Annotated in this window: 12 protein-coding genes; 7 read left to right on the forward strand and 5 right to left on the reverse strand. The window is 31.2% G+C overall.

Features of this window, described 5'->3' with window-relative positions; all coding sequences use genetic code 11:
* Positions 1–70: 70 nt before the first annotated feature.
* The 3 genes from KQA_RS0203695 to KQA_RS18460 all read right to left on the reverse strand — a co-directional run bounded on the left by KQA_RS0203695 (position 71) and on the right by KQA_RS18460 (position 4,305).
* A complete protein-coding gene (locus KQA_RS0203695) occupies positions 71–1,123 on the reverse strand; it encodes a hypothetical protein (protein WP_010178213.1) in 1,053 nt (350 codons plus the stop codon).
* Complete coding sequence (locus KQA_RS0203700; protein ID WP_010178218.1) at positions 1,124–2,383, reverse strand: tyrosine-type recombinase/integrase; 1,260 nt, start codon at positions 2,381–2,383, stop codon at positions 1,124–1,126.
* A 314-nt stretch (positions 2,384–2,697) separates the two neighbouring features.
* A complete protein-coding gene (locus KQA_RS18460; RefSeq protein ID WP_010178219.1) occupies positions 2,698–4,305 on the reverse strand; it encodes an alpha-L-fucosidase in 1,608 nt (535 codons plus the stop codon).
* Between the two features lie 485 nt (positions 4,306–4,790).
* On the opposite strand from KQA_RS18460, the gene KQA_RS0203710 reads away from it, so the two are divergent.
* Positions 4,791–5,054: a helix-turn-helix domain-containing protein gene (locus KQA_RS0203710; RefSeq protein WP_010178225.1), complete on the forward strand. Its 264-nt coding sequence runs from the start codon at positions 4,791–4,793 to the stop codon at positions 5,052–5,054.
* Positions 5,055–5,057: 3 nt separating this feature from the next.
* Positions 5,058–6,320, forward strand: a complete 1,263-nt coding sequence (locus KQA_RS0203715; protein ID WP_010178229.1) for a type II toxin-antitoxin system HipA family toxin — start codon at positions 5,058–5,060, stop codon at positions 6,318–6,320.
* Positions 6,321–6,459: 139 nt separating this feature from the next.
* On the opposite strand, the gene KQA_RS0203720 is transcribed toward KQA_RS0203715, so the two are convergent.
* Positions 6,460–7,008, reverse strand: a complete 549-nt coding sequence (locus tag KQA_RS0203720; RefSeq protein ID WP_157366578.1) for a phosphatase PAP2 family protein — start codon at positions 7,006–7,008, stop codon at positions 6,460–6,462.
* A 318-nt stretch (positions 7,009–7,326) separates the two neighbouring features.
* Here KQA_RS0203720 and KQA_RS0203725 point away from each other — a divergent pair, with 318 nt between their 5' ends.
* From KQA_RS0203725 to KQA_RS0203735, 3 genes are all read left to right on the forward strand, one after another.
* On the forward strand, positions 7,327–8,592 hold the full coding sequence (locus KQA_RS0203725; protein ID WP_010178233.1) for a M18 family aminopeptidase: 1,266 nt from the start codon (positions 7,327–7,329) through the stop codon (positions 8,590–8,592).
* Between the two features lie 182 nt (positions 8,593–8,774).
* On the forward strand, positions 8,775–9,878 hold the full coding sequence (locus KQA_RS0203730) for a DUF2891 domain-containing protein (RefSeq protein ID WP_010178235.1): 1,104 nt from the start codon (positions 8,775–8,777) through the stop codon (positions 9,876–9,878).
* Positions 9,871–11,106 carry an Nramp family divalent metal transporter gene (locus tag KQA_RS0203735; protein WP_010178237.1) on the forward strand — a complete coding sequence of 412 codons (1,236 nt, stop codon included), beginning with the start codon at positions 9,871–9,873 and terminating at the stop codon, positions 11,104–11,106. Before KQA_RS0203730 ends, KQA_RS0203735 begins: the two co-directional genes overlap by 8 nt.
* A 197-nt stretch (positions 11,107–11,303) precedes the next feature.
* Here KQA_RS0203735 and KQA_RS18465 read toward each other — a convergent pair whose 3' ends face one another.
* On the reverse strand, positions 11,304–11,654 hold the full coding sequence (locus tag KQA_RS18465; RefSeq protein WP_198283099.1) for a PD40 domain-containing protein: 351 nt from the start codon (positions 11,652–11,654) through the stop codon (positions 11,304–11,306).
* A gap of 446 nt (positions 11,655–12,100) precedes the next feature.
* Here KQA_RS18465 and KQA_RS0203745 point away from each other — a divergent pair, with 446 nt between their 5' ends.
* Positions 12,101–12,910 (forward strand): phosphocholine cytidylyltransferase family protein, encoded by an 810-nt coding sequence (locus KQA_RS0203745; RefSeq protein ID WP_010178240.1) that lies wholly within the window; start codon positions 12,101–12,103, stop codon positions 12,908–12,910.
* A complete protein-coding gene (locus tag KQA_RS0203750) occupies positions 12,897–13,571 on the forward strand; it encodes a CDP-alcohol phosphatidyltransferase family protein (RefSeq protein ID WP_010178242.1) in 675 nt (224 codons plus the stop codon). Before KQA_RS0203745 ends, KQA_RS0203750 begins: the two co-directional genes overlap by 14 nt.
* The last annotated feature ends 61 nt before the right edge of the window (positions 13,572–13,632 follow it).

Raw genomic sequence — 13,632 nt, forward strand, 5'->3', positions numbered from 1 at the left:
TTTATAATTTGTTACAAATCTATTTTAGGATTGAAGTGGTTACTGGTGATGTAACCGTTACCATTTATAGTTACTTATATCTATTTATTATTTCACTCAATTCTGAAATTGCAATTTCTCTTGGTTTTTTGTAGTCGTTAAGCATTGTGTTTGCTACAAAATCGATATTCTTCTTTTGATTTTTAGCTACTCTATTTGTTTTATAGTTTGCTATAAAATTATATTTGATTTGAAAGTATTTAGCTGATGTTTGTAACCCCTCTTTGTTTAAGACTTCTTCAATTGCTTGTATTTTTCCTTCTGGATGATTTTCAAAATAAGGATACTCTCTACCTTCTTGTAAGTAATAGTAGTATAAAGCGTATTGTGGTGTAGTCGGTTTTGTTACTTTATCTTTCTTAGTTTTTTTGGGTTTATCTTTTAATAACTTCGATTCTTTTTGAAGTTTAAGTTTCTCTTTGTAAAACCTCATTTTATTCTCAAAAAACTCTTTCTGAAGTTCTAAATAATTTTCATCTTCTTTTAGAAGAACTTTGTTATTCATGCTTTCATCGTTGACATTATCAAGAGAATTATTTAATACTTCAATATTTTGTAAAGCTTCTGATTGAGCAAATAGTTGTGAAAGTGATAAAAACCCTGAGTTTAAGGCGTGTCTACATAGTTTTTCTAAATCTAAAAAGACTAGTCCTTGACCTTTTACCCATCTAAAACATTTGAAAAAATTGATTGTTAATGCTTTTAACTGTTCTTTGTTATTTCTAATATGTGAATTAGCAAAAATTATTTGCACAAAACTTTGTGCTGCAACATCGTAAGTCAAACCCATTTGCATATAGTACTTAGAGCACTTTTTGTCGCTTTCATCTTTACTATCACCCTTACAATATAGGCAGTCCTTAGCTAGGTTAGAAGGGAGGGAGTCAGTCATGGCTTTTGTAAATATATCGTTAGCTTTATTAAACACCTTTTTTCCACCCAAAAACTCTGTTATATAGTCATTTATCTGTTTTTTGTTTTTGCGTTCATTTTCAAAAAAAGCCCTTAATTCATCTGATGCTTTAATTGTAGTAATCTTGCTTCCTTCTGGTATATCAATTTTTAAGCCTATTGGTTTTTTCATTTATTGCACTTTTTTAAGAAGTTGAACGTCTAAATTGAATACTTCATTAACTGCTTCTTTTTTAGAATCATCATCAATTTGATAGTATTGATTTAGTGTTTTCATATCTGTATGTCCAGTTATTGAGGCGATGAGTTTATCTGATAATCCTTCTTTTTTCATCATGGTGATAAAGGTTCTTCTTGCTGTATGTGAGCTAATACGCTCATAAAAAGGCATTGTTACAGTAATGTTTTCTTTTCCTTTTGTAGTAGTTTTTACAACCTCATCGGTATAACCAGCTATTTTAAAAACTTCTTTTACATATTCGTTATGTTTTTGATTGGCTATTAATGGTAGTTTGTAATCATACTTTCGGAGTAGGTGAGTTGACACTTCATTTAAGGGAATGGTTCTACTTTCTTTTTCTGTTTCTTTTTCCTCTTTTAGGATAATAGCGTTATCAACAATACTTTCTTTGGTAAAAAGTCTTAATTCGCCAAAGCGTAAACCTGTTACACATGAAAATACAAATACATCTCGTACTTTTTCCAAACGTTCATTTTTAAAATCGAAATGCATTAATTTTTGCAAGTCTATTTTTGTCAGCGCTATTTGTTTAGTGACTACACGTTTTTTCTTTTCAAAACTCTTGAAGCTAGTATTGTAAGTGTACCCTTTACTAAAAGCCCAAAACATAAAGGTTTTGAATAAACCTAAATTTCGGGAATAAGTATTATTAATATGTCCTCTAACATTCATGCAGTAGTGAGTAAAATCTGCATGGAAATTGTCATTAATAGTATTGAAGGTTAAATTGTAGTTTACGATTTTCTCAAAATCTTGTAAAATGTTTTTGATATTTCTGTAACGCTTAACTGTTGAGGTTGACCATTCCTGTAATTTGATTTTGTATGTTATAAATTCTTCAAAAGCGTCATAAAAAGTATTATCACTACTAGAGGCTTTTTTAAACTCAATATCAAATTCTTTTTTTAATAGGAGGGAAGTGAACTCTTCACCAGTAATTTTACATCTGTTTGCAATTGCTTGAAATGAATTGGTGTGTCTGTTCAATTGCATTTTGATAGCACTTGCATTGGTAGCTTTATTTTTACCCTTTAAGATTGGTAGTTTATTTTCTTGACTCCAATTTTTAGGATTGATTTTTTCGCCAACTGAATAGAGGAATTTCTTTCGTTCCTTTTTAAAATAACATGAAAATATAATCAGAGTTTCTTTATCTGATTTAGGTTGCTTTAAAAAAAAGGTTGAAGTCATAGTCGACAGGTGGTCGACAATTATGTTATATATTACTATAGTATAAGAACTATAACAAATATAATAAAACCTTTAAAAACAGTTGTTAAGTGTTGGTAAACTTATAAACAAGGGTAATTAATAAGTGACAAGTTCAATAGCCTCCGACTCCACAGAAGAGAATTTAGGCGTTTCTGCCAAAAATTCTCTTCTTTTTTTATGTCATTATGTATTGATAAAAAGTTAAACCTTTGCACTTTAATGCATTTTTCGTTTAGTTAAAAGGCATCATGCCTGTCCAGATAGAATGTGGTTGAAGCTGTAAATTTTCTTTTTTAATATATCTTTCTTAAAGATTTATGTAAGGTAATTTTTAAAGGGAACGCCATTTCATAATTTGGCTTTTTAGGTAAATAAACAATCAATCCCTTTTGTTTAGACATTTTCCATTTTAAAGGAGTATCATTCCCTATTAATTTTATTGATTTGATATTTTTATCATTAAAATCTTTTAAAGACTTAATAACAGCTTTTTTTCTAGGCCAATCTAAAAAAGTAGCATAAATATTTTTATAATCTTTTGATCTAGTAAATCTAATATCTTCTTTTGTTCCGATAAATCTTTTCTTCCCCGAATCGTCTTTTTTACCCCAGTTACTAGATATTTCTCCAAAAGTTTCAAAAGGTCGAGTATTATATATAGCCTCTCCACATATTTTAAGCCAATTACCAAGTTCAAAGATTAATTTTTTTTGATCGTCGGGAATTGTTCCGTCAGCTTTTGGAGCAAATGATAACATTAAAACTCCTCGTTTACTTACAATATCAACTAATTCGTCTACAATTATATTAGTTGATTTTATCGGTATATTTTCGGCATATCCCCAGTTATGATCATCATAAACACAATCGTCAGTTTGCCAAACCATATCTGCTATTTGGTCATAACCACTTCTTTCAAAATCACGGATTGCTGAACCTTTAGGAAAAGTATGATGGTTTTTATAATTTAAAACGACATTTGGTTTTCCGAATACTCCGTTATTTGATTCTAGGGCAAGATTGTAATAAAATGCCCCAAATTCTTTTCGTCTAGTTTCAAATTCTTTTATATTAAACCCCCAATCAAAATAATAAAGATCAGGAGTGTATAATTGAGCCAATTCCTTAGTTCTTACTAACCATCTATCGAGATCACGTTCACTCGGTTTTACAGAATCCCAACGACTTCTTTTTAACCAATTTCTTCTAGACTCGTTTGGCTTTATTTGGATTGTATCCATGCCCTTTTCAATGATTGGATTTCCATATAAATCTTCATTACCTTTATCAATAGCATCAAATCTGTTAATATGATTCCATTGGAAAAAGGTGTAATTCCATGCAGAGTGATTAGATACTCCAAATTTTAGTCCTTTTTTTCTTACGGCTTTTTCGACTAAACCTACTAAATCTTTTTTTGGACCCATGTCTACAGAATTCCAAGGAGAGAGTTCAGTATCCCAAAGACAGAACGAATCATGATGTACTCCCATCATTGTAAAAAATTTAGCACCTCCTTTTACACATAATTCAGCCCAATTATTGGCATCAAATTTTTCGGCTTTAAAAAAAGGGATAAGATCTTTATAACCAAATTTATCGGGATTACCATATATTTTTTTATGATGTTTGAAAGTTGCTAATCCTTGATTATCTCTACTACTTTGCCCTTCTTTTGAATACATCCATCTTCCATACCACTCAGCTGCATGATCACCTTTAAAAGCAGGGACAGAATATACTCCCCAATGAACCCAAAAACCTAGTTTTGCATCCTCGTACCATTCAGGGGCTTGGTAGTTTTTTAAGGAATCCCAATCATCTGTATATTTATTTTGACTCCAAAATATAATTGGAATGTATAGTAATAAAACTAATGTTTTTCTTTTTTTGGATGGCATGGATATCGATTTAAGATTTATGTCTCTTCATTATATCCAAAGTTTAGATTTTATTTTTTTTGAAAAAAATAGACGATAAAGATTAATGAAAATACCTCCTTAAAAAGAATGATTAAATGACTTATTAATATTATAGTTATTTTTTTATGAGAAACTTAATGTCTTAAAAGTCTTGACCTGTTTTATTTAAAACTTTAATGATTTTAGAATAGTGATCTATTCTCTCGTTTTCGAAATTTCTATTCTTGTTGGTTGCGTATATTGTAACAGGGACACTATCCATACCTAAGTAGAGAATTTATTTAGGTGTTTTAAAGAGAATTATGAGAGGTGAAAACTACTAATTATAACAATTAGTAACTTCAAAATTAAATCATATTCATAAATATCAAAAGATAAACGATAGATTGAGTTATATTATTTTTACCATTATAATTGTTTTTATAGTTACAATAAGCTTATATTTGATAATATAATGGTATTTTATGTTTGAAATAGTAACAGTAAAAGATGTAAAAGTAAAAATTGGTGAAGCTTGTAAAACACTTAGAAAGGTTCGCAAAATGTCTAGAGAAGATTTAGCTAATGTGTTAGATGTTTCTAGTACTACCATTCAAAACATTGAGAATGGTAAAAATGCTACCCTTGATAATATTTTAAAAGTAGCTAATCATTTTGGTTTATTACAGTCAATTTTAAAGGGAATAGAAAAAAATAGTTCGAATAAAAATGACATCTCATTCTACTAAAATATGGCTAGAGACAAAATTATAGATGTTGTAATATTTGGTGAAGAAATTGGTAAATTAGGCTTTGATTTAGATCAAAGGAAATCATTTTTTCAATACAATCCAGATTTTTTAGAGTCTGGAAAATATACCAACTTATTCCCATTTATTTTTAAACGCACTACACCTGTCCAGGTATTTACTGAATTTCAGCAAGATACTTTTCAAGGTTTACCACCTATGATAGCCGATTCTTTACCTGATACTTTTGGAAATATTATTTTTCAAGAATGGTTAACAGTTAGAGGAATTCAAAAAGTTACTCCCTTAGAGCAATTAGCTTACACTGCAGACCGTGGTATGGGAGCTATAGAATATAAACCCGTTAAAGAATTACCCAATACTTCCATTGTAAATATTAACGAAGTAATTATTATTCTAGAAAAAGTACTCAAATTAAAAGAAGATACAAAAGGGACATCACTTAGCGAACTGGCTCTACTCAATATTTTTAAAATAGGTACTTCTGCAGGTGGGGCTAGACCTAAAATCCTAATTTCAGAACATAAGGAAACAGGTTCCATTATTGCGGGTGATAAGGAAATAAGCGAAGATTATAATCATTATTTAGTAAAATTACACTTGAATAATAGTGACGGTTATAACCGAGAAATTGTAGAATACGCTTATTATTTATTGGCTCAAGAAGCTAGGATTGATATGATGCCTTGTAAGCTAATAGAAAGAAAACATTTTGCAACATTACGCTACGATAGACAATATGGAGAAAAGCAACATATACTTACTGTTACAGGTTTAACAGGTTGGGATTTTAAAAGTCAGCCTGAAAACTCCAGTTATGAAAATATATTTAAAGTTGCTCTAGCGCTTAAGGTACCACATAAAGATTTACAGCAACTGTTCAAACGAATGGTATTCAACCTTATTTTTAAAAATGTAGATGACCATTTAAAAAATCATAGCTTTATTTATAATAAGGTAACCGATAGTTGGAATTTAGGGCCTGCCTATGATTTAACTTATGCACTTAATCCACTATTTACTTTCAAAAATACTTCCCGGGCTTTATCTATTAATGGCAAACGAACGGAAATAACTCTAAAAGATATTTTAACAATTGCGGATGAATTTTCGATAAAGAACCCTAAAGGAATTGTTGCAGAGGTACAGGGCTTAATTCCTAGATGGCAAGAAGTGGCAAGTGAATTAGAAATCCCCAAAAAGATTATAAAACAGATACATACTGATTTGGTTAAGCTCAATTAACTAAACTAAACTTGCAATAGCATAATCCCCATTTTAATTAAATTCTGAATTGCCATAACAAGTTTTGTTTTCATTATAAGGGAAATAGAATTATATAATCATACAATTTATTAGAAGTTAACAAATTTGACTACTAACTTCAAAATTTAAACTTAAATCCAATCAAACGATTGCCTCTATCATTTGAATACGACAATTCTAAGTGTTCCTTTTGATATGGAGTAGTAAATATATAAGTACTACCAATACCAATGATTGTACCTGCAAGTACATCATATCCATCATGCTTGTCGGCATCTATACGACTAAAAGCAGTAAATCCTGCTGCTAAATAGGCAGGAATACTGTACTTAAATCCATAACGACGATGAATAAATGAAGCTCCTTGAAATGCTGTGGACGTATGTCCAGATGGAAATCCAAAGTCGCCATTGTTTTTAGGTCTAGGTTTATTGATTCCTACTTTTAATGATAAAGTTATTACTTGATTAAGCACAAAAGATTTGATAAATTGTGTAGCACCTTTTTTATCTCCTAAAATTAAAGTTGTTCCAAAAGTAACAGTAGGTATTGTTACTAAAAATACGTCACCAGTAGTTTCTATTAATGATTTTTGAGAATAAGTCTGTTGTACGCTCAGCATTAGAAATAGAAAGCTAAAGTAATAGAAAAGCAAAGAGTATTTCATAGTTGTTTTTTGCTAGCTATTTTGCTTTTCTTTAGTTAGAATTCAGAAATAGTTGTTTTAATAGTTGACTTTAGAATATGTAACTAACTTAACTAAGACTTATTTATTTGGTATAATAATCCTAAATGATTCATTATATTTCATTTTTTTCTTTTAATTGGTTTAAACCCGAATTATATTTTATAAAACCTTTAATTTATTCATAGTACCCTTACATTATTCTATTAGTTTGCTACAATAGGTTTATTTTTCAATCATTTAAATTAAAAAACGACTAAAATTTAGAGTTTTATATATATTTACTCCAAAATATTTTACATGTCATATTCCCAAAACCTTTTAGAATTTATAGATTTAAGTTCAACGTCATTCCATGCGGTAGAAAATTTAAAAAATGAGTTAGCAGCGCAACATTACCAAGAGCTAAAGGAAGAAGAAAAATGGTCTTTGGAAAAAGGAGGGAAGTATTATGTGACTAGAGCCGATGGGTCTATTATTATATTTAAAACTCCCAAAAAATGGACAAGCGATTATGCATTTTCTATTATCGGAGCACATACCGATTCTCCTGGTCTTAAAATAAAAAACAATCCTATATCAGTTAAAGAAGGCTATCAATTATTAAATGTTGAGGTATATGGAGGGGTTTTATTAACGAGCTGGTTTGATAAAGATCTTTATTTAGGAGGAAGATTAATTGTAGAGAATGAAAAAGGTGTATTAAGTCAAAAAGTAATAAAAATAGAAAAGAGGTTGCGAATCCCTCGTTTAGCGATACATTTAGATAGAGAGGTAAATAAAGAAGGCTTTAAGCCGAATCCACAGGAGCATATGTTTCCTGTTATTGGATTAAATAATGATATGCGTTTCGAAGATTGGATACAAAAAGAAACCGGAATATCAGAAACAATACTTAGTTGGGATTTATTTTTGTTTGATGCCGAAAAATCTAATTTTGGTGGGGTAAATAATGAGTTTATTTATGCTCCCAGATTAGATAATTTAGCAAGTGTTCATGCTTCTTTTGAAGCTTTAAAGCAGTCAAAAATAACTTCCGATAAGGTACAAATGGCGGTGTATTTTCAGCATGAAGAAATCGGTTCCGAATCACAAAACGGGGCTAGTTCTAACTTTTTAGAAACCATTTTAAAGCGTATTCATGCTTTTGTTTCTTCTAATGAAGAAGACTATTTTAAATCAATAGCAAAATCTTTTTTTATATCGGCCGATATGGCGCATGCTGTTCATCCAAGTTATTCGAGTAAACATGATAGTAATCACAAACCTTATATTGATGGGGGACCTGTAATAAAAAGTAATGCGAACATGCGTTATGCAACAGATGCTTTTTCGGTAGCAAAGTTTAAGCAGTGGTGTAAAAAAGCTAATGTTCCCTTTCAGGATTTTTGCAGCCGGAATGATATAGGTTGTGGTTCCACAATTGGACCTATGACAGCAGCTAAAATTGGAATCCCTACTATTGATGTTGGAAATCCAATGTTATCAATGCATAGTATTCGGGAAATGTGTGGAGTAAAGGATCATGAATTAATTATAAAAGTATTTGCTGAGTTTTATAAGTAATTTTTTTTCATTGGTTCCTGGTTATAATTTATTGCAAATCGCCTGAATACAAGTTTTAAATTATTTTTTATTAGTAGCAGGCTTGAGATTAAATTCTTTTGAGAAAAGCTATGAATACCCTGTAGTTATTTAAGTGTATTTTTGGATTCTTTTTTCTACTTTTAGAAGATATTATACAAATTATGAGATATCTAAACCACCTATTTTTTCTCTTTGTTCTATTATCATGTAATGATACGACCAAACAAGAAAAACCAACAGTAGTTAAAGAAGTAGCAACCGCAAAGCTAAGCTTAGAGCAGGCAGAAAGACTAGCACAGTTACCCATGAATTGTGTGAATGTTGAATATCCTAATAAATTAAACCAAACCATTGGAGGAGTAGCCGATTTACAATCGCCTAAAGAATTGCACCCATCATTTTATGGATGTTTCGATTGGCATTCATCAGTACATGGACATTGGAGTTTGGTTTCGTTGTTAAAGCAATTTCCGCAATTAAAGCACGCTGTAAAAATGAAGGCGATGCTATTAGACAATATATCAAAGGAAAATATAGAAAAGGAAGTAGCGTATTTTAATGGGAAACATAGTAAAAATTACGAACGAACCTATGGTTGGGCTTGGGTATTAAAGTTAGCCGAAGAATTGCATACATGGGATAATGACACAGCAAGAGAATTAGAAAAAAACTTACAGCCATTAACTGATTTGATGGTTCAAAAATATATTGAGTTTTTACCTAAATTGAATTATCCAATTCGAGTAGGGGAGCATACCAATACGGCATTTGGACTCACCTTTGCTTGGGATTATGCACATACTGTAGGTAATAACACCTTACAAATGGCTATTGAGAAAAGAGCAAAAGCGTTTTATATGCAAGATGCCAATTGTCCCATTACTTGGGAACCTAGCGGGTACGACTTTTTATCTCCTTGTTTGCAAGAAGCTGCTATTATGAAACGCGTATTATCCAAGGAAGAGTTTTCTGGTTGGTTTGGAGATTTTTTACCTCAAATGAAAGCTAAAAATTATCAACTGGAGGTAGGAGAAGTTTCAGACAGGACGGATGGTAAATTAGTGCATTTAGATGGCGTAAATTTTTCAAGAGCATGGGCTTTATATGCCATTGTAAAAGATTTACCAGAATATAAGCACTTAAAGAATGTCGCTAATAAACATATCAATTTTTCATTACCCAATATAGTGGGGGATAGTTATGAAGGGGGACATTGGCTAGGGAGTTTTGCTATATACGCCTTGAACTCCATTCACAATGATTAAGAATCTGTTTAAAAATATAGGTCCGGGGACATTAGTGGCGGCGGCATTTATAGGTCCAGGAACAGTGACATTATGTACATTGGCTGGAGTTAATTTTGGGTTCAACTTACTCTGGGCAATGGTTTTATCCATAGTAACAACCATAGTTCTGCAAGAAATGGCTGCTCGTTTGGGGATTATTTCCGAAAAAGGATTATCGGAAGTAATCAAATTAGAGATTAAACATTCCTTTGTTAATCGTTTGATAATGATTTTAATACTTTTGGCTATTGTTGTTGGAAATGCATCCTATGAAGCTGGAAATATTAGTGGAGGTATTTTGGGATTGGAAGCCGTTGTAGGAAAACAGATTTTTAACGTATTTGGTTTTACAATTAATGGACTAAGTATTCTTATAGGAATGATTGCCTTTGTATTGTTGTATATGGGGAATTATAAATTATTAGAACGCGCCTTGGTAGGCTTAGTGCTTGTTATGAGTATTTCTTTTACGCTTACAGCAATTGTCACAAAACCAGACTTGTTAGCTATTATAAAAGGCGCTTTTATACCAATAGCACCAAAGGGAAGTTTATTAACCATTATAGGTTTGATAGGGACTACAGTGGTTCCTTATAATTTGTTTTTGCATGCAGCTTTGGTCAAAGAGAAATGGAAAGGAGAAAAGAATTTAAAAACAGTTCGGAAAGATACTGTAGTATCAATTGTTTTGGGAGGATTGGTTTCCATGTCTATTATTATCTCTGCTGCATCTGTGTCATTAGGAGGAGAGTTGTCAAATGCTTCCGATTTGGCAAAAAGTTTAGCTCCATTGTATGGTGATTTTGCCAAGTATTTTTTAGGAATTGGATTATTTGCAGCCGGAATCACATCTGCAATTACGGCCCCCTTAGCAGCGGCTTATGTAGCTAAAGGATGTTTAGGTTGGTATGGTGGATTACAGTCGAAAAAGTTTAAAGGGATTTGGATGTTTATTTTGCTATTAGGGGTTGTTTTTTCTTCTTTAGGAATCAAGCCAATTGAAATTATCAAATTTGCTCAAGTAGCTAATGGAATTTTATTACCTGTCATTGCAGGAATCTTGTTATGGGTAGTGAATAGAAAAGAAGTGTTAGGTAACTATGTGAATTCTACATTACAAAATATATTGGGTGGGGTTATTCTTTTAGCTACAATATTTTTAGGATTTAAAGGTGTTTTTAAAGTATTCGGATTACATATATTTTAATTATTGTTATGAATAAAATACCATACCTAGAATAGTTATAGCCTATGATTAAAGGAGATAACTTAAGCGATTAAGCATCATTAACAAACCGCCAAGTACCTAACCCGTAGGCTTTTTGGTGGGAGAGGTGTACGCTCCTTAATTATCGGGAGAGCCTTCTACTCAATTAGTGATAGATATTTGTTTAATAACTATTTTTAATTCTTTCTAAGGGTCTCAATAATCTGGGCATTTACCCAAAAGATATTCACTTCAGATTCCTCAAAAGTTTTGCCATGCTGTATTCTATTAAAAAAGAAATACTTTCCATCATGGGAGACCATGCCACGATTATCTTCAAATTTCGAATTTATTTCGGGTCCCATATTAATCGCAGGCCCCCAAGATCCATCCTCCTGACGGAAACTTATATATAAGTCCGAGTCTCCGTAACCGTCTTCCTGTTCACTATCCCAGATCAAATAGCTTTCATCTGGTGCAATAAAAGGGTGTGCCGTCCATTTTCCTGAATTTATTTCTTCTCTAAATGCTTTTGGCCTTTCACGCACGCCATCTTTCACTACTGAATATCTAATGGTACCAATGCCATCTGGATTTTGGACTACCTAGTAATTTATACCAAATTTACTAGGTAGTCCAATCTTGTTGAATTAGCTTTAGCTTTATAATTTCTTCTATAGTATCATCGTGGTTTTCCCCTATCTTAAATTTAGAAACCCCAATCCCGTTTATAGTATTTTACTTATTAATGAAATTATAAATAGTTTGAGTTATAAAAGTGATTAATATAGAGTACTTTTACTAGAGGACTACATATCTTATGATATCAATCATTCACTATCTTTTTTGTTGTTAAACTACTTTTTTTATTTGCTAGCAGACTTTATACTTATAGTTGAATTATCAGTAACCACTCCTCAATACAAATTTAGCAAACTCTTAAGTCGTTTGTTAAATTTTAACGGTCTATTGATCATTTCAATTTCATAAATATATGAAGATTAATTCAAAAAATATCCGAAGTAATAATCGCATCACTACAGTTTTATTGTTAGCAGCAGGAACGGGAAGTCGTCTTTTACCGCTAACAAACGAATCTCCTAAATGTTTAACGCTCGTCAATGAAGTTTCTATATTAGAGAGGCTTGTTCAAAATTTAGCCACCAAAGGAATTAAAAAATTAGTGATAGTTACGGGACACCTAAGTGACTCTATAAAAGGTTTTTTGGGCGATAATTATAAAAATATTGCTATAAAATACATACATAGCCCTCTTTATAAAACAACAAATAATATATACTCTCTTTGGATGGCAAGAGAAATTATGAAAGAGCCTTTTATTCTTATAGAAAGCGATTTAGTTTTTGATCCTTCTCTTTTGAATGAAATGATGTATCCAGATAGAATGGCTGTTGCTGGAATTAAGGATTGGATGAACGGAACTACTGTAACTATTGATAAATATGGAGGAATTTTAGGTTTTAAAAATAATACTCAGTTTAGTGAAGGTAGTATAAAATACAAAACAGTTAATATATATAGCTTTTCTTTGGTTTCTTGGAGTCTGATTGCAGCAAGGCTTGATAAGCATATTCGGGAAGAAAAGGTAAATGGGTATTATGAAACTGTTTTTGCTGAATTAGTAGATGAAAATCTTCTTTCATTAAAAGCTGTTTCTTTTGACGAAAAACCTTGGTACGAAATCGATACGTTGATAGATTTAAAGGAAGCAATTAAATTATTTCCTATAAAAAGATTACTTACAGAGATTAAAAAGATAAAGCCAAATTATGCAATTGAATAATAGTATTTCAGTGATAGAGGATAACAATTTAAAAAAAAGAGATCCAGAAAGTCAATTAACCATGTTTAGTTTTATTTTTGATTTGCCCAATATAGTTACTTTGTTTGGGTTATTGAGCTCTTTGCTAGGTATTTATGCTGCTATTAAAGGGAGCCTTTATACAGCTGCTGTTTTTGGAGCATGGTCAGTGGTATTTGATTGGTTAGATGGCTTAGTTGCTAGTAAAATAAAAAATAGAACTGATGTACATAGAGCATTTGGAGCCCAATTAGATTCTTTGATTGATATGGTTAGTTTTGGTGTTCTACCAGCAATCATTCTATTGAGTTATTCTAATTATAATCCTTGGTTTATACCAGGAGCGTTTGCCATTATTTCTGCTTGTGCTATTCGACTTAGTTATTTCAACATTTATGGGCTTACTAATGGAAAGACATATACTGGATTGGCAGTCGATTATAATGGACTTATAGTGTCTTTATTCTTTTTAATTGAAAGTTTTTTTAATTCAGGTCCTTTGCCTGAAATACTATACATTCTTATGATACTTGTAGTTTATTTAAATTTATCGTCTATTCAAATTCCTAAGTTTCCAAAAACAATATTAATTGGTATCATTGTATATGTAATATCACTAACTATTCTATTGGTCGGTATATAATGTTTTTAGAGCTAAGATGGTAGCGGAACTTCGAAAAAAGTCATTGCCTATTGATCAAAAT

Source organism: Aquimarina agarilytica ZC1 (assembly GCF_000255455.1).
Taxonomy (GTDB): Bacteria; Bacteroidota; Bacteroidia; order Flavobacteriales; family Flavobacteriaceae; genus Aquimarina; species Aquimarina agarilytica.

Coding starts and splice junctions, on each gene's coding strand:
- KQA_RS0203750 (WP_010178242.1), top strand. CDS start 12,897: ATGCAATTGAATAATAGTATTTCAGTGATAGAGGATAACAATTTAAAA.
- KQA_RS18460 (WP_010178219.1), bottom strand. CDS start 4,305: ATGCCATCCAAAAAAAGAAAAACATTAGTTTTATTACTATACATTCCA.
- KQA_RS0203695 (WP_010178213.1), bottom strand. CDS start 1,123: ATGAAAAAACCAATAGGCTTAAAAATTGATATACCAGAAGGAAGCAAG.
- KQA_RS0203715 (WP_010178229.1), top strand. CDS start 5,058: ATGGCTAGAGACAAAATTATAGATGTTGTAATATTTGGTGAAGAAATT.
- KQA_RS0203720 (WP_157366578.1), bottom strand. CDS start 7,008: ATGAAATACTCTTTGCTTTTCTATTACTTTAGCTTTCTATTTCTAATG.
- KQA_RS0203710 (WP_010178225.1), top strand. CDS start 4,791: ATGTTTGAAATAGTAACAGTAAAAGATGTAAAAGTAAAAATTGGTGAA.
- KQA_RS0203735 (WP_010178237.1), top strand. CDS start 9,871: ATGATTAAGAATCTGTTTAAAAATATAGGTCCGGGGACATTAGTGGCG.
- KQA_RS0203725 (WP_010178233.1), top strand. CDS start 7,327: ATGTCATATTCCCAAAACCTTTTAGAATTTATAGATTTAAGTTCAACG.
- KQA_RS0203745 (WP_010178240.1), top strand. CDS start 12,101: ATGAAGATTAATTCAAAAAATATCCGAAGTAATAATCGCATCACTACA.
- KQA_RS0203730 (WP_010178235.1), top strand. CDS start 8,775: ATGAGATATCTAAACCACCTATTTTTTCTCTTTGTTCTATTATCATGT.
- KQA_RS0203700 (WP_010178218.1), bottom strand. CDS start 2,383: ATGACTTCAACCTTTTTTTTAAAGCAACCTAAATCAGATAAAGAAACT.